This window comes from Vibrio sp. R10-SG-ISO4 (assembly GCF_059834135.1).
Window position 1 is genome coordinate 85932 of sequence record NZ_JCBDHJ010000008.1, and the last position, 20642, is coordinate 106573.

A 20642-nucleotide genomic window follows, 5' to 3' on the forward strand; every position below is an offset into this window, starting at 1 on the left:
GGGTTTATTTTTTTAGTGAGAAGTGGCACTTTAAGTGCCACTTTCTTTTTATGGCGACAAGTATTTGTTCAATCACGACTTATACTTGGGGAAGGCCTAAAATTGTCTCTTACTTAGCAAGGATAATGCTGATGAAGAAGTTACTCATAGCCATAGCGGTCGTCGTTGTGGTCCTCCTTGGCGGGGTGGTTGCATTGGTAACCCTCGTCAATCCCAACCAATTTAAACCCCTGATTGTCGAACAGGCCAAAAAGCACACCGGCTTAGATCTGGTCATTGAGGGGGATATCAGTTGGCAGTTTTTCCCATCGATTGGTTTTGAGCTCGGTAAAACTGAACTGAGAAACCCAGCCGGGTTTGATAAACAAAATCTGTTTAAAGTCGATTCAGTGGGTATTGATGTCTCGGTCATGCCGCTATTTAGCCAGCAGCTCAACATTGGAAAACTTCGCCTCGATGGTGCAGAGTTCGCACTGATCACGCGTAAAGATGGCTCGACCAATTTGGATGCTTTGACTCAATCGTCATCTTCATCGCAACCGGCGACTCAAACCCAGAGTACGGCAGGGGACGTAGCAAGCTCAACCAGCAGCGAGCCGTCGTCCACCGAAACAGAAACTGGGGCCGCTTGGAGCATCAATCTCGCTGGCGTGAGCGTCAGTAACGCCGCTATTGAGATCCAAGACCTGCGCACAGGTAGTTTTACGAAACTGTTCGATGTGGCATTTAACTTGTCTGAGTTTGCCTTCGAACAATGGAGCTCGGTGACGTTTGCAGCGAAAGGTCAAAACAACCAGCAAGTGTTTGAAACCAAGGGTGACCTTGAGCTCAAATTAGCCCCCGGGTTGCGTGATTATGCTTTGCGCAATATCAACCTAGATAGCCGTTTTAGTGACCCAAGCACCAAAATGGAATCCATTAAGCTGGCGTTAGAGACGTTTCAGTTTGATGCGGTGAATCCGTTGACTTTCGAGATCAAAGGCCAAGCCGCTGATATGGACATCGATATGACGGGCGCGGCCAAACTGAGCGTTGATAAAGCGATGACGCTAGTGCAAGTGAATCAATTCACGCTCGACGGTCAGTTGCAAGGCGAGAGCCTACCTCAATCCCCTATGGCTATTGGCTTGTTATCGGACATACGTTTTGATCTCACTAAGAGTCATCTGAGCCTTGTGCTGAGTAAACTGACTGCCAATGCATTGCAATTTGATGGCAAAGCCGACGTCACCTTGGCCGAAATCGCGAAAGTGCGCTTTGCGCTTCACAGTCCAAACATCGACTTGGATGAATTTCTTGGACTAGGCGAAGCCAGCTCAAATCAAGGCGAATCTTCCGACTCATCTCAATCGACGTCAAGTTCTTCACCGCAATCAGGCACGTCACAAGCGGGGACGTCAGCTGCGAAACAACCGAGTGCAGAAGTAGAACCTGACTTGTCAGCGTTGGCCAATTTGGACGTGAAGGGTGACATCACCATCGATAAGTTCAAGGCCAACAACGCCAAGATGGAGAAGGTGAGCACAAGCTTCTCGATTGACCGAGGTGTGGTTGATTTGAGCGCTTTTACCGCCAACCTCTACCAGGGTAGCGTCACAGCCACAGGACGGTTGGATGCGCGTAAGAGCCCAGCGACCTACAGTGCCAAAAAGCAGATTCGCGGCGTGAAAGTTCAGCCTTTGCTGGTGGATGTGGCCAACACTGATCAGTTGGAAGGCACAGGTAACATTGATGTTGACGTTAAAGGTAACAGTTTGACTCCAAGTGGTATTCAGCAAAACCTTGTTGGCACGATAGGAATAAGTTTCACCGATGGTGCGGTCAATGGGATCAACGTTGCGCAGTTGATTCGTGAAAACTACGCCAAGATCAAAGGTCAAAAAGTGGAAGCCGCAACGGGTGTTAAGAAAACCGACTTTAGTGCGATGAAAGCTACGTTAGTCCTTAACAAAGGCAATGTATCGACCAACGATCTCACCATGCAATCCCCTCTGCTACGAATCCGTGGTCAAGGCGGAGCGAACTACATCAAGCAGACAGTGAACTTTACCGTGAGCACCTCAGTGGTTGGTTCTTTGGAAGGCCAAGGTGGTAAAGATATCGATGAGCTGAAGGATGTCACGATTCCAATTAACATCTCCGGCTCGTGGGATGCGCCTAAGTTCAAGTTAGTTTTTGATGATGTACTGAAGCAAAAAGCGCAGAAAGAGATTGACCGTGGCTTAGAGAAGTTAGACGGGAAAATCAAAGACGAAAAAACCAAGGAAGCCGTCAACAGTTTGATCAAAGGTTTGTTCAACTAACCTCACAGCGCACCACAGCAACAAACAAAAAGCCTAGCTCGCGATTGTCGCTATGAGCTAGGCTTTTTTAAATCCCAGTAATGGGAAAATCGTGTTACCAATCCACCCCTTTGAGGGCTTTGACACCGGATTCAAAGGCGTGCTTGATGTTTTTCACTTCTGAGACGGTATCGGCCATCTCAATCAAACTGCGATGGGCACCACGCCCGGTGATGATCACCGATTGCATTGCTGGGCGTTGCTCGAGTGCCTCGATCACTTCATCGAGTTCAATATACCCATAGCTCACCATGTAGGTGAGTTCGTCAAACAGAATCACATCCAGTGATTCGTCTTTGAGCATGCGCTGGCACTCTTTCCACACCACTTGAGCCGCTTCGGTATCAGTGGTTTTGTTTTGCGTTTCCCATGTAAAGCCTGTCGCCATCACTTGAAACTCGACGCCGAGTTTTTCCAGCAGGTTGCGTTCGCCGTTCTCCCAGGTTCCCTTGATAAACTGCGCGACAGCACACTGTTTACCATGACCGACCGCGCGAGCAATTGTGCCAAACCCTGAGGTGGATTTGCCTTTGCCGTTGCCCGTGATGATGAGCAACAAGCCTTTCTCTTCTTGTGCCGCTGCAATTTTCTTATCAACTTGTTCTTTGACTTTCTGTTGACGCTGTTGGTGTTTTTGCTCTTTGTGAGAAGGTGCTTGGTCTGACATATCGTTACCTTGTGATCATTCCTTTGCTCGCCATCATAGCGGACAACGCAAAGGGAAAAAACCGTCATCGACTGTGGTTACTCTCTCGCGTGATATCACATTTTGAGAGGGAGAAGTTTCATCCTGCTGGGATAGATTTCATGCCGCCAATCTAAAAAGTGTCGTTGTTCAAGATATGGATAACAAATTGAATTTACGAATGTTGTACCCCTTAGCCACGGTGTATAACCAAGATGTGTTTTGAGAAGGAGGCACAGAGATGATACACCCGACTTGGCAACGATACGCGATGGCCGCAGCCCTGAGTTTTATCGCACTTAACACACAAGCTGACGTGTCCAATCAAGATACCTTGGTTCAGTCTGGGCGGTTAAATACGACGTCTGTTCCACTCTATGGCGCAGAAGTATACAGCCATGACAAGGTCACCTTTGGCAAGTTCGTAATGAGGTTGAAGTTGGTCTCTGCGCCCGGCGTCGTCTCGTCTTTTTTCACCTATGATAATGAATCTTGGCAAGGCGGCATTCCTTGGCGTGAGATAGATATCGAGGCGATCGGCAAAGCGCCCAACCAACTGCAAACCAATCTCATCACAGGCGCCCTTGGCGAGCGGATTCACTCCGAACATCTCCATCCCGTGCCACTGAATACCTTTCAGGAATATACGCTCATCTGGACTCCAGATGAAATCACTTGGTTGGTCAATGGTGAGGTGTTGCATCGCGTATTAGCCAAGGACTCGCAACAGGTGATAGACATGCGAGACAGCCCGCAAAGTTACCGCATGAACCTTTGGGTCTCTGAAGCGGCGGATTGGGTGGGTAAGTTTCAGCCTGAGCAACTGCCACTCACCCAGCAAGTGGACTGGATGGAGTACTACCGCTATCAAGATGGGCATTTTGAGAAGGTGTGGCGTGATGATTTTGATCGTTTCGATCACACGCGCTGGGGAGCAGGGGATTGGTCCTTTGAATCGAATCTGGTTACCTTTCATCCCGATAACGCGTTTGTCGACAATGGTCTGTTGCACCTTCGCTTATCCAGTGGCGAGTAGTTGAGGCGCCGACAAGCGGTATTCTTACCCTTTGTCTTGATGTGAGAGTTGAACCCGCCTAGCGTCTCAACTAGAATCCACGTTTTGATTACTACTATTAGGTCACAAGTATGAGCGATACCAACGCCAAACCTGAGTTACCGGATCACCTATCAGGCAACCCACGCAGCCCACATCACATCGCTGAGTGTTTTGAACACCAAATCGGCATTCGCCTAAATGGCAAAGAGCGCACCGATGTGGAAGAGTACTGCATCAGCGAAGGCTGGGTAAAAATCCCATCACCGAAAGCAAAAGATCGCTGGGGTCAACCGATGCTGATTAAACTCAAAGGCGAGGTTGAGGCTTACTACAAGTAAACCGCCCCTATGAGAATTCGAAAGAGTGAAGCCCGTGCTTCACTCTTTTTTTATCTGCGCGTATGGTTTTGGAATCGACGGCGTGTTTTCCTAATGAGAGAAAACGCCGGCACATTGGTCAACTGAAAAGGAAATCCATCATGAACAGTACTCAGTGTTCCTCCATCCTTGTCGTCTGCATGGGCAATATCTGTCGCTCTCCGACGGGCGAAGCGGTGCTCAGAGCGAAAGCAAAAGAGCTAGGCGTTGAAGTGGAGATAGACTCGGCAGGAACCATCGGTTACCACCAAGGTCATGCGCCGGACCCACGTGCCCAGGCGGCAGGGAAGAAGCGGGGATATTCGTTTAAAGGGATTCGAGCACGGCAAGTAGAGCCCAATGATTTTGCTCGCTTTGATCTCATTTTGGCGGCAGATAGGGACAACTTAGCCGATCTTCAAGCGCAGTGCCCACGTGAGCATCAACATAAGCTCAAACTGTTTCTCAGTGACATTGATGCAGACGTGGATGAAATACCTGACCCATATTATGGCGGAGATGAAGGGTTCGAGAATGTGCTCGATCTGATTGAGCAAGCGAGCGAGGCCATTTTGCAACGCTAAGCGGCCATTACGCGTCCACTGAAGTAATCATTGGCGACGATATACTCGGTATTGCGGATCAGCTCGTCGTGAATCTCCGACCAATGAACATCGTCAACATCATAGCTGGGTACGACACCGCCAACGCGAATGTTGAAAGGCGTTAGCTCTTTAGCCCAGCTTTGGGTAAAACCGGCCACCATGGAGGTGGCGTTGTCGAAGCCAGATAAATCTCGATAATCCGCATGGGCGATAACGTTGACGATTACCCCGTTTTTCTTTTCCGTCCTCATTCGCTCTGCGGTAGCTTGGCCAAAGCTAAATAGCGTCGCTGCCATGTGGGAAAGCTGCTGAGTAAAAATCTCGCGGCCACTCTGTTCAAGAATGGTCGGCATCGCATGGCTAGTGATGGCGTTGATCAACACATCGGGTGAGTGACCTAACGTATCATCCATGTAGTGAAACAGATCGTGAATGGCATCGACACTGTAATCAACAATCGCACAGGAGTAGATCTTAGTGGAGATCTGCTGACAGCTTTGCACTGTTTGTTGCAAGCGAGCGGAGTTTTTGTCGCACAGAACCAAGGTGGCACCTAGCGATGCGAAATGAGACGCGAGCGTACCACCAAGCTGAGAGCCTGCAGAAGTAATTAATATTACTGCATTTTTTATATCCATCGCTCGCCTTCCTTCTCGTCACACTTGACTACTTTGTTCATATAGCATGGTAGATTAACTGTTACTTATATGTGAATAACTTCAAATAAGTTGTGCGCATCTTTGAGCAGAGCGTGTTTCTTTGCGGTGTTTCACACTCTCTAGTTGAACGGGTGAATATGTATACAAAATGAGACAACGAGAATGTGATCCTGCGTCAATAGCAAAGATGTTAACCCATTAAGTTTGTAGGGAAATTTGGAACTGACGTTGAGCGTGGATCAGCTGATTGTAGAGATCGGCCGGCATTAGCTCACGCGGTGTTTGTTCTGCCAGTTGACGCCTCTGGTGACCAGAAAGGTTGTGATAGACCTCTTCAGGAAGGTCATGTGTCTCTTCGGGTAAATACGTCAAGGTTTCCGGTGTTAGGTAGTGGGACAACTTAGCACTGGCGAGACCACTGGAGTGAAACAGCGCCGCTTGTTGCGCGGAAACTGCGTATGAGCTTTGATCCGAACGCAGAGTTTGTGGAGACGGCAACTCAAATCGACGGCGCAGAGCTGCTTCACTGCTGTCAACCGTATCGATTTTTTCCACTGGCGTTGTATCGCGGACATCATCAGAGAACAAAGAGAGAATCAGCGCAAAATCGGCACGGCGACCTTCGTGCACCGCATGATTAATGCCAGTGCCAAACTGAAGCTCGTTGATGACGCTCGCTTTGTCTAAGGTATGAATCGGGGTGTGCATATGTCCTCGCTTGATGTCTATGTAGCGGCGAGGGGGCAAAAAGCTTGAGAGCAGGTATGAAAAAAGCCAGCTGACTGCTGGCTTTTTAGGCGACTAAATTCCAATCCTTTCGGGAGAAGGGATTATTTTGCTAGGTTTTCTGCAACGAAGTCCCAGTTAACCAGTGCCCAGAAACCGTTCATGTAATCTGGACGAACGTTACGGTAGTCGATGTAGTACGCGTGTTCCCATAGGTCAACCGTCAGTAGTGGCGTGGTGCCTTCTTCTGTTAGTGGCGTCGCTGCGTTTGACGTGTTCACGATATCTAGTGAGCCGTCAGCTTTTTTCACAAGCCATGTCCAAGAAGAACCGAAGTTGTTGATTGCCGCATCAGTAAACTTCGCTTTGAATGCGTCGAACGAACCAAAGGCTGCGTTGATGGCATCGGCTACTGCGCCTGTTGGCTCACCACCCGCGTTTGGAGCAAGACAGTGCCAGTAGAAGGTGTGGTTCCAGATCTGTGCAGCGTTGTTAAAGATGCCGCCAGAAGATGTCTTGATGATCTCTTCAAGTGTTTTGCCTTCGAACTCAGTACCTGGGATTAGGCCGTTGAGCTTAACCACGTAAGTGTTGTGGTGCTTGCCGTGGTGGAAATCTAGGGTTTCTGCTGAGATGTGTGGTTCTAGTGCGTCTTTCGCGTAAGGAAGAGCGGGTAGTTCAAATGCCATTGCTCGATTCTCCATTGATTTGAAAGGGTTAGCCCTTTCGATTGCTTCCAGTGTTATTTATTATTCACAGCTTGCACGCGGCTTGCTGTGGTCAATGTGCTGACTTGCGTTCTAGTTTAGCAAGTTTTTACTTTATTAAAAGAGTTATTCGGATCCGATCACTGCAAAATTCTCGTCAAGAGCCCGTCGGCTTTTGCAAGACACCGCATTGTGCAAACAGTGTCGCATTCAAGCCCAAATTTGTGCAAGGATTAAATCCCTTCTTATTGTAGGCTTTTTATTCTGCGCTAATGGTTTAGAATGTCCAGAATATTTGCAGTAACTCCATTAAGAGGAAGCAATGGAAACTATCGATAAAATCAAACAGCAAATCGCAGAAAACACGATCCTTCTTTACATGAAAGGTTCCCCGAAACTACCAAGCTGCGGTTTCTCATCTCAAGCAGCGCAAGCTTTGATGGCTTGTGGCGAAAAGTTCGCTTACGTAGACATTCTACAAAATCCAGACATCCGTGCAGAACTGCCAGCGTATGCGCAGTGGCCAACGTTCCCACAATTGTGGGTAGAAGGTGAGCTGATCGGTGGATGTGACATCATTATTGAGATGTTCCAAAAAGGCGAATTGCAGCCACTGATTAAAGAAGCCGCGGCGCGAGCAGGCAGCGACGAAGAATAATACTGGTTATATTTACAGTTTTTCTTGATTTGTAAGGGCGACATTGGTTAATGTTGCCCTTATTTTTTGCCATTTGACTCGCGTCTAAACTCCCTATGTCCCGTCTGTTTATTGCTGAAAAACCTAGTCTTGGCCGAGCGATCGCGGCAGCGCTGCCTGGCCCAAAGAAAAATGAGTCAGGCTATATTCGTTGCGGCAATGGCGATGTAGTGACCTGGTGTATTGGTCACCTGTTAGAGCAGGTCGAGCCAGACAGTTATGACGAGCGCTACAAAAAGTGGAATCTCGCTGACTTGCCTATTGTCCCGTCACAGTGGCAACTCAGACCGAGAAAGTCCGCCAGCAAGCAGCTCACAGTGGTCCGTAAGTTACTGAAAGAGGCGCAGCAGATCGTCCACGCTGGGGATCCAGACAGAGAAGGGCAATTGCTGGTGGATGAAGTGATTGAATACTGTCGCGTCCCCCAAGGTAAGAGGACGTCGATGCAACGTCTGCTGATCAGTGACTTGAACTTACCGGCCGTTAAACGTGCGCTTAGCCAAATGCGCAGCAACCGTGACTTTATCCCCCTTTCTGTTTCCGCGTTGGCGCGTTCGCGCGCCGACTGGTTGTATGGGATGAATATGTCGCGGGCCTACACCTTGTTGGGGCAAAAAGCGGGTTATCAGGGCGTTTTATCCGTTGGGCGCGTTCAGACTCCGGTACTCGGCTTAGTGGTGCGTCGAGATGAAGAGATTGAGCAATTTGTACCTAAAGATTATTTTACGTTGCATGCGTTGATTCCCTGTCAGCAGGGTGATCAGGCGTTTGATATTCGCGCGAGATGGAAGCCGAGTGAAGCCTGTCAGCCTTGGCTCGATGAAGAAGGCCGAGTATTGAGCCGCAAGCTGGTTGAGAACGTTGCAAGCCGTATTGCCAATCAGCCGGCGACGGTGGTGGAGTCCGAACAAAAGCAGACTAAACAGTCGGCGCCGCTTCCTTACTCGCTCTCTGCTCTGCAAATTGACGCTGCCAAGCGTTTTGGTATGAGCGCACAACAAGTGCTTGATACCTGCCAATCTTTGTACGAAAAACATAAGCTCATCACCTACCCACGCTCCGATTGCCGCTACCTGCCGCTTGAGCACTACTCGCAGGCGCGTTCGGTCTGCGATGCGATTGCCAATAACGCCAAGGATCTGTCCACGGCGGTGGAGGAGGCGAATCTCTCCTTGAAGTCCAAAGCATGGAATGACAGCAAGGTGGATGCGCACCACGCGATTATTCCGACGCCTAAAAAAGCGTCAGTCAATGCGCTCTCTGCAAGTGAAATGAAAATATATCAGCAGATTGCTCGCCAATATCTGATGCAGTTTTACCCTGCAGCTGTGTATGCCGAAGCCAAGTTGGTGTTTGAGATCGCCGGCGGTGCGTTTGTCGCTAAAGGTCGACAATTGGTCTTAGCGGGGTGGAAGGCACTGATGGGCAAAGTGGATGATGAGGATCAAGGCGTTGAGACGGTGCCACCGCTGGCGAAAGGAGAAGTGCTGACCTGCCGAGAGGGAGAGATCAAAGAGAGAAAAACAGAGCCGCCGAAACATTTTACCGAAGCCACGCTACTGCAAGCGATGACAGGCATCGCCCGATTCGTTGAAGACAAAGCATTAAAAGCCATCTTAAAAGAGACCGACGGGTTAGGCACCGAAGCTACTCGAGCCGGTATTTTGGATACGCTGTTTAAGCGTCAACTCCTCACCCGCCAAGGCAAAGCCATATTGAGCTCCGCCGCCGGGCGCGGGCTAATTCACGCCTTGCCAAGCGAATCCACCTACCCTGACATGACCGCCCACTGGGAGCACCAGTTGCAAGGTATGGCCGAGCGAAATCAAGCCTACCAACCTTTCATGCAAGCACTCCAACAGAGCATCGACGGATTGATGCAGCAGGTCAAACCCGGTGACGTGCCGCCATCGCTGCGTCATTTACCTAAGGTTGAGCGTCCGGCCTACAAAAAGAGACGTTCTTTTAAAGGCAAATCACCAAGAGCGAAGAAAAGCCGTTGAGCGAGTATGAAATCTTTCATAATGTCGAAAGTTTTCATTCGAGTTGTTTTTTGTTCGCCTGTTTATCGACTCGTTTTCGTGACAAATTTCGCCAAATCTCATGAAATGAAACCGATTTCATCCTCGCCTAACCTGAAAAACAACGTCATAACTCTATGAAAGTCTTGTTTTAATTTTTAAATCTCTTGAATAGAACAGTTTCATGACGCTTATTTCAATAATCGGATGTGAAGTCGGCAAATATTTTCAAAGGTTTCATTGCTTATTATTTCCCTGAATTAAAACAAACCTAAATTAAATAGGGATATAACATGAAACATTTTAGAGTTTTACCAATAACTTTAGCGGTGGCTTCCACTCTCGCTTCTGCCTCTGTCCTTGCTGCGGAAACCGATATTTCGGCATTAGAGCAACGTATTCAAGAATTAGAGTCAAAGCTGGTTGAAATTGACTACGTCAATGACCAACAACAAGCTGTGTTGACTCCAGATACGCAAGTGCCTCAAGGCATTATCTTCTCAGGTTACGCACGTTATGGCGCGCACCACTCGTCAGGTGACAACCGTTATGTCGAAGTGGGCAGCACTGGTCGCTCTCTTGGCCGTTTGGGTAACGAAGCGAATGGTGGTGAAGTTCAATTAGCCAAAATCTTCCAAGCAGACAATGGTGCCAAATGGGATTTGGTTTTCATGGTGGATGATTGGAACAACGACCAATGGGGTTCATCAGGCGGCGTGAATTTGAAGAAAATGTATGCCGGCGTCACTAACATTTTTGAAAGCCAACCAGAGCTCTACATGTGGGCGGGTCGTGACTTCCATCAGCGTCCACAACAAGGTTTGAATGATTACTTCTGGATGTCTCATGATGGCCAAGGCGCGGGCTTCAACAACCTAAACTTGGGTGGCGTGAAGTTGGATATGGGCTTTGTTGGTGCAGTGGACAGCTCCGACGGGGCATTAGGCAACGATGCGGGCCGCTATGCTATTACGTCAAAGTTACATGGAATCAATTTGGGTTTCGGCAATCTAGACCTTTACGCGAACTATGGTTTTGCTTCTAGTGAAGCCAACAGCTCAGCGAGTGAGGAAATCGTGATTGACGAAGATGGCGACATTGTTGTGAAGAAAAATCCTGCAGTAAACGTTGAAGATGAAACCGCTTGGCAAGTCGGTGCCGTACTTGGCCTAGGTAGCTCTAATAAGTTAGTGATGAAATACGCCGATGGCGCTGACAACTCGGTATTCGAGCTAGCAGGTGATAAGCAGGTCTTCTACGCAAGTGTCGAAGGGGGCTACAAAGCGTCTGAGCAATTTATTATCGATTACTTAGTGTCGTACAAAGATATTTCAGGTGCTGATACCGATGAGAAAAGCGAATACGCCGGTATCGTTCGTCCACAGTATCAATGGGATGACGTTCATTCAACATGGCTAGAAGCTGGTTATGCGATGGAAGATTGGGACGATGGCAGTGAGAAAACCGGTTGGAAAGTGACATTATCTCAAAACGTGTCACTGGGAGGCTTGCCTTGGAGCCGTCCGATGCTGCGCTTCTATACAACCGTTGGCGATGTAGAAACGACTGGCTCAGCGGGTGATAAAACAACCGCAGACACCGTGGCTGTCGGCGCCATGTTCGAGGCGTGGTGGTAAGCCTAGGGTAATTTACTGTCCAACTTATTGGCCCCACAAGGCAGATTGGTGGGGCCGGGTCGACCAGCCAATTTAACTCCAGTTTGGGCACAGTTTTGTGCCCATTTTTTATCCTTGTCAAACACCGAAGTGTTCTAGATTCGGTCAAGAACGGGTGAACCTATGCCATTTCAAACCCTTGTGTCACGCCTCTATTTGGGCTTTATCTGCTTGATTGCGATTATGGTCGGATCGGCGTGGCTCTCTGTACACAGTAACCAAGATGTCACAGATAAGATGGAGTCGATTACTCGTGATACGACGCCATTGATGTTGCGCTCTGCGCAGTTGACCATAGATTTTCTTAATATCAATCGTAGCCTTACGCCCTTTTTATCGGCTCAATATTTGGATGAGTTGCCCCCTTTTGAAGAGCGGATAGCCGTCAATCGCGATGTCTATCTGAGTCAGTTGGAGTGGTTTGAATCGGCAGCGCAGCATCAACCTCAGCTCATGCCATTCCTCACACCCGTCAAAGAACAAGGGCAATTGGCGCTCAGTGGTTTGGAAGCGGTGATGGGTGCCTATACCGATGTGCTTGATGCGCAAGATCGCAGTGACTATCTTCAATCTCAATTCCAACAACTGATGACGCAGTTGAGTAACTCGCTTCAACGTGCGCGTACACGAGCACAATCAGAGTCAGCTCAGCGAGCGTTGGATGGATTGACCAGTCAAGTGTCGTTGCTGGGCAATGAAGCGAATGAGGTCTACAAGCAGAAAGACATGACAGAGCTGCGCTCAGTGGCGCGACGTTTTACGACGCGTCAACGTTATTTGGAGGAGAGCGAACAAGCCTTAACCGCAGTAGCGCCAAAGGTCTATCAAACGCTAGAAGGTACCTTACAGCGCCTAAAGCTACATGCGTTTGCTCAAGAGGGTGCGGTGCATTGGCACCTGCAAACCGTAGAGCAGGCAGAACAATTGCGACAACTACGTCAGGAGTTGGAACAAGCCATTGATCGCCAGCTCGAGCATATCGATGGCTTGTCACGCTTTGCCAATCAGGTCGCCAATGACCTGTATGAAGAGGCAAAATCGGCCACCGAGGCAACTCAAACCTTGTTTATCGGCATCTCGTTTGGCTCTATTGTTGTCGCGCTTGTGTTGGGTTTGAGTTTTGCCAGTATGGTGCGCCGACCGACACGGCTCTTACTGGGGGCACTCGATGCCATCGCGCAGAAAGATCTTACGTCTGATGTCGATTATTCAGCGCGCAACGAGTTTGGTCAGGTGGCGCAAAAGGTCAATGTCGTGGTGCGTCATCTGTCGGAGATGATTGAGCGTATTCGTCAATCCAGTGCGCAGGTCAATGAGGCATCACTCTCCAACCAAACCATTAGCGCAGAGCTCAATCAAGCGATCAGTCAACAGACGGAGCAAACGCTGCTGGTAGCGACGGCGATGGAGCAAATCGAGTGCTCGGTGACAGACATCGCGAGCTCAGCAGAGCAGACGCTCTCCCTAGTCACTGGCGCCGTTGAGCACTCCCAGCACGCGCAGACAGAGATGAATAGCAATGTGGCGATGTTGGAATCGCTCTCTGAAGAGCTTAACCAAGTCACTGAAACCATCGGAGTACTGGAGGCTGAAAGTGCCAGCATTGAGTCGATATTGGAGGCTATATCCGGTATTTCAGAGCAGACCAATTTACTTGCGCTGAATGCGGCGATTGAAGCTGCGCGCGCCGGTGAGCATGGCCGAGGGTTCTCTGTGGTGGCCGATGAAGTGCGGGTTTTAGCAGCGCAGACCACCAGCAGCGCCAAAGAGATTCAAAGTAAAATTGAGCGATTGCAACAGCGCTCGGATCTCGCTAGCCAACAAATTGCCAGTTGTTTGAATGGGATGGGGCAGAGCATGCAGCAAACCGAGCGAGTCAACGCGCGACTGCATGAAGTGCATAGCCGATTGGATCAGGTCTCTCAGCGTAGCCATCAAATCGCGTGTGCGACAACGGAGCACCAGTCGGTGGCCAGTGATGTCACTAAGAACGTCAGTCACATTCACTCCTTAGCAGAGCAAAATTTAGATCGCTCACACCAACTCGCGACTCAAGGAAAAGAGTTGGAACAACTGGCGCAAGTGCAATTTGAATTAACGGCCAGCTTTATATTGCGCCATTAATTTCACTATTAAGCATTATATTAGAGAGGTATTTGCCTCTCTTTTTTTATTTTATGCCCCATAAAAACACATGCTATTAGGCTATTTTCTGGCCTGATAAATAAAAGATGTGTGGTTATTTCATGAAACTGTTTCATGGCGACGATTGAAACTGTAGCGGCTCTCTATTTTTCCAAAACCGCCATTTTTTTCCAAAAATTAGTGTGATGACACTCACTCATTCCTCCCTTCAACTACGGAATACTCAGCCTGTAAGCGGTTTCAAGTCAAAGCAGTATTGAGGTTTCAGTGGCAACAATTAAACACGTTTCCGAGCATGCGGGGGTTTCTCAGGCGACGGTATCTCGAGTCATTAACGGTACCAGTCGCGTGAGTCACGACAAGAAGCTCAAGGTGGAAAAAGCGATCAAAGAACTGGGCTATCGTCCCAATTCGATTGCTCAAGCCTTAGCGTCGAGTCGTACCGGTAGCGTTGGGATTGTTGTACCGGAGCTAGGTGGGCCTTTCTTCTCGGGCATTCTCCATTGTCTAGAGGAAAACCTGCGCCGCTTTGGTTATCACGCAGTGGTGACAGCTGGCTCAAACACGGAGCAGGGGCAACGTGAGTCAGTGGAGTTTTTGCTAGGACGTAGGGTCGATGCATTAATTCTTCATGTTCAACACCTGTGTGATGACTATCTGATCGCTCTGGAAGAACAAGGGATTCCTGTTGTGTTAGTGAACCGTTTTATTCCAGAGATGTATCAGAGCTGCATCGATATTGACAACGAGTTGGGGGGCAAACTGGCGACTCAATATCTTTTGCAGCAGGGGCACACCGAGATTGCTTGTATCACAGGGCCTTTGGATAAGTCAGACGCACGGGGGCGTTTGCAGGGTTACCGAAGTGCACTGGAGGAAGCAGGCTTGGAGTACAACGAAGCGCTGGTCTCGGAGGCAGGGTTTACCGAAGAGACCGGTGTTATCGCCACCAAAAAACTTCTCAAGCGTCGGTGCCGATTCAGCGCGATTTTTGCGTCGAACGATCACATGGCTTTTGGTGCATTTGAGGTGCTACGCAGCGCAGGTTTCTCTATCCCGGAGGAGGTGTCGCTGGTGGGATTTGACGATAACATTTTCGCTCGTTACCTCACCCCATCGTTAACCACAATCAACTTCCCCATTGAGCAAATGAGCATTGAGGCCGTACAGCTCACCTTGCAAAAACTGAACAAAAACAAGCGTGATGTGAATTTCAAACTCAACCCCGCGTTGGTAGTGCGAGATTCAGTCAAGGACCTAAACAGTACCCTATAGCACTCGTTTAAACACCAATAACAAGATTAAGGATAAGACATGAAATTTAAGACCTTAGCGCTTTCGAGCGCGGTTGCACTCGGGCTTGCTGCCACAGCGACAGCAGCAGACAGTCAAATTCGCTTTGATGGATTTCCAGATTTTGACAGCAGCTTAAAAGTGCTTCTGCCTGAATTTGAAAAAGAGTCTGGCATCAAGGTCGACTACCTGATGAACAACCATGGTGACCACCACACCAAGTTGACTACCAACTTGGCAACAGGGTCGGGCGCAGGTGATGTGATCGTAGTCGATGTCGAAAAAATCGGTCCGTTTGTTGCCTCTGGCGGTTTGGTGAACTTATCTGAGCAATATGGGGCAGACAAATACGCCGATCGCTTTGCGCCTTATGCATGGACACAAGGCAAGGGCGGTGATGGTGATGTCTACGGTATCCCCGTCGACCTAGGCCCAGGTGTCATGTACTACCGTACCGACATTTTTGAAAACGCGGGTATTGATGTCAATGAAGCCATTAAAGATTGGGATTCTTACATCGCGGCGGGTGAAAAACTGAAAGCACAAAATGTCCAGTTGATTGCCTCTGCAGCGGACGTTGCGCAAGCGATTATCTTTACGACTGTGCCGGAAGGCGAAGGTCTGTACTTTGATGCCAACGGCGATCCTGTTGTGACGTCTGAGCGCTTTGTTCATGCGTTCGAAGTGGCGAAGCAGATCCGTGACAAAGGCTTAGATGGTCGTATCTTGGCATGGTCAAACGAGTGGTACGAAGGTTTCCGTAATGGCACATTCGCCACGCAGTTGTCAGGTGCTTGGCTATTGGGCCACCTCAATAACTGGATCGCACCAGACACCGCCGGTATGTGGGGCGTATCGAACCTACCAGATGGCATCTACGGTAGCTGGGGCGGTTCATTCCTTTCTATTCCGACACAATCGACTAAGCAAGACGAAGCGTGGAAGTTGATTGAATACATGACGACTAACCGTGATGTGCAGCTCAAGCACTTTGAAACTATTGCTGCGTTCCCAGCGAACGTGACGACCTACGATGACGATCTGTTCCAAGAAGAAGTGGCCTTCCTAGGTGGACAGAAAGCGCGTTTGTTGTTTGCTGAAGTGGCGAAGAACATCAAGCCAGTGGCGCCAGCAAAAGGTGACCACGTCGCGCGCTCTATCATCTTAGAAAACGCGTTGATGGAAGTGCTGGATGAAGGCAAAGACATCAAAACCGCACTGCAAGAAGCAGAGCGTTTGATCAAGCGTCGTACGCGCAACCTGTAAGTCAACGTTTGTTTTAAGTTTGGGAGACGCAACTCTGCGTCTCCCTAGGTAAGAGGTCGTTACTATGAATCAAGCAGCGAGCAGCGCCATGGAAACTTCAACCGGTCAGAGTCTTTTTTCTCGCCTAAATTTGAAAGCGCTTACACCGTACGGATTCCTATTGCCGTTTTTGATTATTTTTTCTGTATTTGGGATTTTCCCGTTACTTTTTTCTGTTTATCTCTCGTTCCATGAGTGGAACCCAGTCGAAGGACTCGGCGCGATGCAATATGTGGGGTATGAGAACTACTACATTGCATTGACCGACCCGTGGCTTTGGCGCTCATTGAAAAATACGTTGTGGTTAGCCATCACATCCGGTGTGGCTCAGCACCTTGTCGCCATTCCTGTGGCGTACATTTTGGTGTCAATGGGTGACCGTCTTCGTCATTGGTTAACGTCAGCGTATTTTCTGCCGTTTATTACCTCAACCGTTGCGGCATCGTTGATCTTCTTCAACATGTACTCGCCAAACTCCGGCATCATCAACCAAACCTTGATGGCGTTGGCTGACAGTTCTCTGTTTGGATGGGCGTTCAGTTGGGTCAATGAGTACCAGCCGATTCGTTGGTTAGATGATGCGACTATGGTGAAACCATCGATTGCCATCATGGTGTTTTGGAAATACACCGGTTTCAACATCGTGCTCTACACCACAGGCTTGATGACCATACCCAAAGACATCCTAGAAGCTGCCCGTATGGATGGCGCCAACGCACTGCGCCGTTTTTGGAACATCTCACTGCCGATGATTCGTCCGTTTGTCTTCTTCGCGGTCACCATGACCATCATCGGTAACCTACAGCTATTTGAAGAACCGTTCGTTCTGACACGTGGTACTGGCGGTACGGGGCAATCGGGTCTCACCATCTCCATGTACCTCTACAAAGTGGGTTGGGAATGGCTAGAGATGGGCACCGCTTCAGCGATTTCTTGGTTGCTGTTTGCCTTGATCGCTGCGTGTACCACGATTCAATTCTTCTTCTTCGGTAAAAAAGGCTTAGGGGAGCAATAACCATGACGACTCACTCTGCGACTTCGCCAGTGTCGATTTGGGCAGCCATCAAGCCCAGCGACCGAGCGATTGAAATTTTCACTAAGGTGCTGATGGTCGTATTGGGCATCATTCTGATTGTCTCTGCGATTGTGACGGTGTTTCCGTTTGTTTGGTCGGCGCTGTTATCCACACGCGACCGTACCGAGATCTTTGGTTCGGGTATCAGCTTTGCCATTGGTGACAGCTTGGCGATCAACTACGCCAAACTGCAAGAGATCATGCCTTTTTGGCAAGCGATGTTTAACTCGATTTATGTCGCCTTCCTAGGCACCACGATTTCGCTACTGTTTTGTAGCATGGGGGGCTATGCCTTCGCTGTGTTCAAGTTCCGCGGCAAAAATATCCTGTTTGGCATGTTGGTTGGATCCATGATGATCCCGCCCGTACTGAGCTTGATTCCCTACTTTATGATCGTCAAGTTCCTTGGCTTGCTTGATAACCACATGGCGGTTTGGCTGCCGTTTACGACGACGCCGTTTGGTATTTTCTTGATGCGTCAGCACGTTGTGGCCTCGATCCCGAAAGAGTTGCTTGAAGCGGCTAAACTGGATGGAGCGGGGGAGTTTAGAACTTACTGGAGCGTGGTTTTGCCATTGATGAAACCGGCGTTGGCAACATTGGCTATCGTCCAGTTCGTCTTCTTCTGGAATATGTTCATGCAGCCGTTAGTTGTACTGACGACGCCAGAAAACTACGTGATTACTCAAGCCCTGCGCAGTGTGCAAGGGATTCCTAATACGCCATGGGGCGCGGTGATGCTGGGGACCACCATTTCCATTTTGCCTTTGGTGGTGACGTATCTCTTCGCGTCAAAACAGATGATCAGCGGCTTAACGTCGGGTGCAGTAAAAGGTTAGATAAGGTAAGAAAATGAATAAATATCAACTTCCAAGTGACTCAAAATTACGCAGTAAGGAATTTGTCTTTGGTGTGGCGACCTCGTCTTACCAAATCGAAGGTGGCATCCATGAAGGCGGTCGTACGCCCTCTATTTGGGATACCTTTTGCGCCGTGCCTGGCAAAGTCGACAATGGCGACACCGGCGCTGTAGCCTGCGATCACTACCATTTATGGAAACAAGACATTGAGATGATTCATAGTCTCGGTGTGGATGCTTACCGCTTATCCATGGCGTGGCCGCGCATTTTGCCACAAGACGGCGTGGTCAATGAGCAAGGATTGGCGTTCTACGAGCAGATCATCGATGAGTGTCATGCTCGTGGTTTAAAGGTCTATGTCACGCTCTATCATTGGGATCTGCCTCAATACCTTGAAGACAAGGGCGGTTGGTTAAATCGTGAAACCGCTTACAAGTTTGCTGAGTATGCTCAAGTTGTCAGTGAGTATTTTGGCAACAAAATTGATGTTTACACTACGCTTAACGAACCGTTTGTTGCCGCTTTTCTCGGCTACCGCTGGGGAATTCATGCGCCGGGTATCGAAGGGGACAAAGAGGGCTTTTTAGCGTCTCATCACTTGATGCTTGGCCACGGCTTGGCGATGCCAATCCTGCGCGCCAATGCACCAGCCTCTTTGCATGGCATTGTATTTAACGCGACGCCGTCTTACCCACTAACGCCAGAAGACCAAGGCGCGGCGGATTACTGTGAAGCGGAGAGTTATCACTGGTTCATGGATCCGGTACTTAAAGGGGAGTACCCAGCGGTGGTGATGGAAAAACACGCCGCCAATATGCCGATGATCCTAGAAGGTGATTTGGCAGTGATTTCAGCGCCGGTGGATTATGTTGGCCTGAACTACTACAGCCGCAGCGTTGCCCGTTACAACGAGCAAGGTGAGATTGAGACCATCAAACCGCAAGAGTCGGAGTACACCCACATTGGCTGGGAAATTTATCCACAAGGTCTGACGGATCTCTTGGTGCGCTTTAAAGAGCGCTACGCCAATCTACCGCCTGTCTATATCACAGAAAACGGCGCTGCCGGTGATGATGACGTCTGCGAGGGCCGCGTTGACGACACGCAACGTGTGGCGTACTTCCAATCGCATTTAGAAGCGGTCGACAACGCTATCAAAGCGGGCGTTCGCGTCGATGGTTATTTTGCGTGGAGCCTGATGGATAACTTCGAATGGTCATTTGGCTACCACCAACGTTTCGGCATCGTCCATGTCGATTACCAAACTCAACAAAGAACTTTGAAACAGAGCGCCATTGCCTATCGCAATATGTTGCTAGAGCGCGCTGAGGAGAACAACTAATGGCTAAAGTAGAATTTCGTAACATTAAAAAATCGTTTGGTGATGTGGACGTGGTAAAGCACTTCGATTTTACCGTCAATGATGGTGAGTTTGTGGTGTTCCTTGGCCCTTCTGGCTGCGGTAAATCGACCACGCTGCGCATGCTCGCGGGGTTGGAGAGCATCTCCTCAGGCGATATTTTTGTCGGCGACAAGCTGATGAACAAAATCGATGCCAAAGATCGTGATTTGGCGATGGTGTTTCAAAGCTACGCGCTCTACCCGCACATGACGGTGTACGAGAACATCGCGTTTGCTCTCAAACTGAAAGGGATGAAAAAGCCAGACATCGACGTTGAAGTGCGCAAAGCGGCCAAAATGCTCGAGCTCGAACCCTTGCTTGATCGTAAACCGAAAGAGTTATCGGGCGGCCAGCGTCAGCGTGTGGCCATGGGGCGTGCTATGGTTCGTACACCTAAGGTGTTCTTGTTTGATGAACCGTTATCGAACCTTGATGCGAAGCTTCGCGGTGTGATGCGTGAAGAAATCAAGCAACTGCATCGTGAGCTGAAAACCACCACGATTTACGTGACCCACGATCAGATTGAGGCGATGACGCTCGCCGATCGCATCGTCATTCTTAAAGATGGCTATGTGGCGCAGGTCGGTACGCCAACCGAAGTCTTTAAACGCCCTGCCAACAAATTTGTTGCGCAGTTCATCGGCAACCCGTCGATGAACATGTTGGATGCGAAGTTGATTGAAAAGCAAGGGGCGTTCTTTGTTGCCCTAGGCGACGTCGAGATCCCGTTGCCAGAGCGTTTCAAAGCGCACGCGTCGAAAAACCTCGCACTGCACTTTGGTGTGCGCCCAACCGATATCCATTTGCGTGCTGAGCAAGTGGACCATGACCGCGTGCTGCCGATTCCTGTCACCATAAAAGACAAAGAGCTGCTCGGCGCCAGCATTTTGCTGAAAACCGAGGTCAGCGGTCAGCCGTTGATGGTTGAAACCCAAGCGGCAGAAGTGGATGTGAAGGATTTGACTTTATACCTCGATCTCGACGCGATTCATCTGTTTGACGCGCTGAGCGAAAACTCGCTCGCGAGCTAA

At 49.3% G+C, this 20642-nt stretch carries 18 protein-coding genes; 14 read left to right on the forward strand and 4 right to left on the reverse strand.

The features are described from left to right. Positions 1 to 131 precede the first annotated feature (131 nt). Positions 132 to 2303, forward strand: a complete 2172-nt coding sequence (locus AC6R03_RS04225; protein WP_500632268.1) for an AsmA family protein — start codon at positions 132 to 134, stop codon at positions 2301 to 2303. A gap of 94 nt (positions 2304 to 2397) precedes the next feature. On the opposite strand, the gene cobO is transcribed toward AC6R03_RS04225, so the two are convergent. Further along, positions 2398 to 3009: a cob(I)yrinic acid a,c-diamide adenosyltransferase gene (cobO, locus tag AC6R03_RS04230; RefSeq protein ID WP_500632267.1), complete on the reverse strand. Its 612-nt coding sequence runs from the start codon at positions 3007 to 3009 to the stop codon at positions 2398 to 2400. Positions 3010 to 3268: 259 nt separating this feature from the next. Here cobO and AC6R03_RS04235 point away from each other — a divergent pair, with 259 nt between their 5' ends. The 3 genes from AC6R03_RS04235 to AC6R03_RS04245 all read left to right on the forward strand — a co-directional run bounded on the left by AC6R03_RS04235 (position 3269) and on the right by AC6R03_RS04245 (position 5024). Then, positions 3269 to 4063 (forward strand): family 16 glycosylhydrolase, encoded by a 795-nt coding sequence (locus AC6R03_RS04235; protein WP_500632266.1) that lies wholly within the window; start codon positions 3269 to 3271, stop codon positions 4061 to 4063. Positions 4064 to 4173: 110 nt separating this feature from the next. Beyond that, positions 4174 to 4422 carry a DUF3297 family protein gene (locus AC6R03_RS04240; protein WP_334552704.1) on the forward strand — a complete coding sequence of 83 codons (249 nt, stop codon included), beginning with the start codon at positions 4174 to 4176 and terminating at the stop codon, positions 4420 to 4422. A gap of 140 nt (positions 4423 to 4562) precedes the next feature. After that, positions 4563 to 5024: a low molecular weight protein-tyrosine-phosphatase gene (locus AC6R03_RS04245; RefSeq protein ID WP_500632265.1), complete on the forward strand. Its 462-nt coding sequence runs from the start codon at positions 4563 to 4565 to the stop codon at positions 5022 to 5024. Here AC6R03_RS04245 and AC6R03_RS04250 read toward each other — a convergent pair. From AC6R03_RS04250 to sodB, 3 genes are all read right to left on the reverse strand, one after another. Next, positions 5021 to 5683, reverse strand: a complete 663-nt coding sequence (locus tag AC6R03_RS04250) for an SDR family oxidoreductase (protein ID WP_500632264.1) — start codon at positions 5681 to 5683, stop codon at positions 5021 to 5023. The genes AC6R03_RS04245 and AC6R03_RS04250 overlap by 4 nt on opposite strands. 219 nt (positions 5684 to 5902) lie before the next feature. Then, positions 5903 to 6412 (reverse strand): VC2046/SO_2500 family protein, encoded by a 510-nt coding sequence (locus AC6R03_RS04255; RefSeq protein ID WP_334552698.1) that lies wholly within the window; start codon positions 6410 to 6412, stop codon positions 5903 to 5905. 122 nt (positions 6413 to 6534) lie between these two features. Then, complete coding sequence (sodB, locus tag AC6R03_RS04260) at positions 6535 to 7119, reverse strand: superoxide dismutase [Fe] (protein WP_334552697.1); 585 nt, start codon at positions 7117 to 7119, stop codon at positions 6535 to 6537. A gap of 340 nt (positions 7120 to 7459) precedes the next feature. On the opposite strand from sodB, the gene AC6R03_RS04265 reads away from it, so the two are divergent. The 10 genes from AC6R03_RS04265 (at position 7460) to AC6R03_RS04310 (ending at position 20642) form a co-directional block, all read left to right on the forward strand. Further along, a complete protein-coding gene (locus AC6R03_RS04265; protein WP_334552696.1) occupies positions 7460 to 7795 on the forward strand; it encodes a Grx4 family monothiol glutaredoxin in 336 nt (111 codons plus the stop codon). A 95-nt stretch (positions 7796 to 7890) separates the two neighbouring features. Then, entirely contained in the window at positions 7891 to 9837 is a 1947-nt protein-coding gene (locus AC6R03_RS04270; RefSeq protein ID WP_500632263.1) for a DNA topoisomerase III, read from the forward strand. Positions 9838 to 10148: 311 nt separating this feature from the next. Further along, a complete protein-coding gene (locus AC6R03_RS04275) occupies positions 10149 to 11492 on the forward strand; it encodes a carbohydrate porin (RefSeq protein WP_500629009.1) in 1344 nt (447 codons plus the stop codon). Between the two features lie 162 nt (positions 11493 to 11654). Continuing rightward, positions 11655 to 13655, forward strand: a complete 2001-nt coding sequence (locus AC6R03_RS04280) for a methyl-accepting chemotaxis protein (protein ID WP_500632262.1) — start codon at positions 11655 to 11657, stop codon at positions 13653 to 13655. 288 nt (positions 13656 to 13943) lie between these two features. Beyond that, complete coding sequence (locus AC6R03_RS04285; protein ID WP_500632261.1) at positions 13944 to 14951, forward strand: LacI family DNA-binding transcriptional regulator; 1008 nt, start codon at positions 13944 to 13946, stop codon at positions 14949 to 14951. Between the two features lie 39 nt (positions 14952 to 14990). After that, positions 14991 to 16235 (forward strand): ABC transporter substrate-binding protein, encoded by a 1245-nt coding sequence (locus AC6R03_RS04290; RefSeq protein ID WP_500632260.1) that lies wholly within the window; start codon positions 14991 to 14993, stop codon positions 16233 to 16235. Positions 16236 to 16323: 88 nt separating this feature from the next. After that, positions 16324 to 17289: a carbohydrate ABC transporter permease gene (locus tag AC6R03_RS04295; RefSeq protein WP_420378211.1), complete on the forward strand. Its 966-nt coding sequence runs from the start codon at positions 16324 to 16326 to the stop codon at positions 17287 to 17289. Between the two features lie 2 nt (positions 17290 to 17291). After that, complete coding sequence (locus AC6R03_RS04300; protein ID WP_334552683.1) at positions 17292 to 18188, forward strand: carbohydrate ABC transporter permease; 897 nt, start codon at positions 17292 to 17294, stop codon at positions 18186 to 18188. Positions 18189 to 18201: 13 nt separating this feature from the next. Continuing rightward, entirely contained in the window at positions 18202 to 19551 is a 1350-nt protein-coding gene (locus AC6R03_RS04305; RefSeq protein ID WP_500632259.1) for a GH1 family beta-glucosidase, read from the forward strand. Beyond that, positions 19551 to 20642: an ABC transporter ATP-binding protein gene (locus AC6R03_RS04310; RefSeq protein WP_487903504.1), complete on the forward strand. Its 1092-nt coding sequence runs from the start codon at positions 19551 to 19553 to the stop codon at positions 20640 to 20642. Before AC6R03_RS04305 ends, AC6R03_RS04310 begins: the two co-directional genes overlap by 1 nt.

Excerpts from the sequence above, each read along its gene's own strand:
- AC6R03_RS04240 (WP_334552704.1), top strand. The coding sequence starts at position 4,174 with ATGAGCGATACCAACGCCAAACCTGAGTTACCGGATCACCTATCAGGC.
- sodB (WP_334552697.1), bottom strand. The coding sequence starts at position 7,119 with ATGGCATTTGAACTACCCGCTCTTCCTTACGCGAAAGACGCACTAGAA.
- AC6R03_RS04300 (WP_334552683.1), top strand. The coding sequence starts at position 17,292 with ATGACGACTCACTCTGCGACTTCGCCAGTGTCGATTTGGGCAGCCATC.
- AC6R03_RS04270 (WP_500632263.1), top strand. The coding sequence starts at position 7,891 with ATGTCCCGTCTGTTTATTGCTGAAAAACCTAGTCTTGGCCGAGCGATC.
- AC6R03_RS04255 (WP_334552698.1), bottom strand. The coding sequence starts at position 6,412 with ATGCACACCCCGATTCATACCTTAGACAAAGCGAGCGTCATCAACGAG.
- AC6R03_RS04305 (WP_500632259.1), top strand. The coding sequence starts at position 18,202 with ATGAATAAATATCAACTTCCAAGTGACTCAAAATTACGCAGTAAGGAA.
- cobO (WP_500632267.1), bottom strand. The coding sequence starts at position 3,009 with ATGTCAGACCAAGCACCTTCTCACAAAGAGCAAAAACACCAACAGCGT.
- AC6R03_RS04290 (WP_500632260.1), top strand. The coding sequence starts at position 14,991 with ATGAAATTTAAGACCTTAGCGCTTTCGAGCGCGGTTGCACTCGGGCTT.
- AC6R03_RS04295 (WP_420378211.1), top strand. The coding sequence starts at position 16,324 with ATGGAAACTTCAACCGGTCAGAGTCTTTTTTCTCGCCTAAATTTGAAA.
- AC6R03_RS04280 (WP_500632262.1), top strand. The coding sequence starts at position 11,655 with ATGCCATTTCAAACCCTTGTGTCACGCCTCTATTTGGGCTTTATCTGC.
- AC6R03_RS04250 (WP_500632264.1), bottom strand. The coding sequence starts at position 5,683 with ATGGATATAAAAAATGCAGTAATATTAATTACTTCTGCAGGCTCTCAG.
- AC6R03_RS04275 (WP_500629009.1), top strand. The coding sequence starts at position 10,149 with ATGAAACATTTTAGAGTTTTACCAATAACTTTAGCGGTGGCTTCCACT.
- AC6R03_RS04310 (WP_487903504.1), top strand. The coding sequence starts at position 19,551 with ATGGCTAAAGTAGAATTTCGTAACATTAAAAAATCGTTTGGTGATGTG.
- AC6R03_RS04245 (WP_500632265.1), top strand. The coding sequence starts at position 4,563 with ATGAACAGTACTCAGTGTTCCTCCATCCTTGTCGTCTGCATGGGCAAT.
- AC6R03_RS04265 (WP_334552696.1), top strand. The coding sequence starts at position 7,460 with ATGGAAACTATCGATAAAATCAAACAGCAAATCGCAGAAAACACGATC.
- AC6R03_RS04225 (WP_500632268.1), top strand. The coding sequence starts at position 132 with ATGAAGAAGTTACTCATAGCCATAGCGGTCGTCGTTGTGGTCCTCCTT.
- AC6R03_RS04235 (WP_500632266.1), top strand. The coding sequence starts at position 3,269 with ATGATACACCCGACTTGGCAACGATACGCGATGGCCGCAGCCCTGAGT.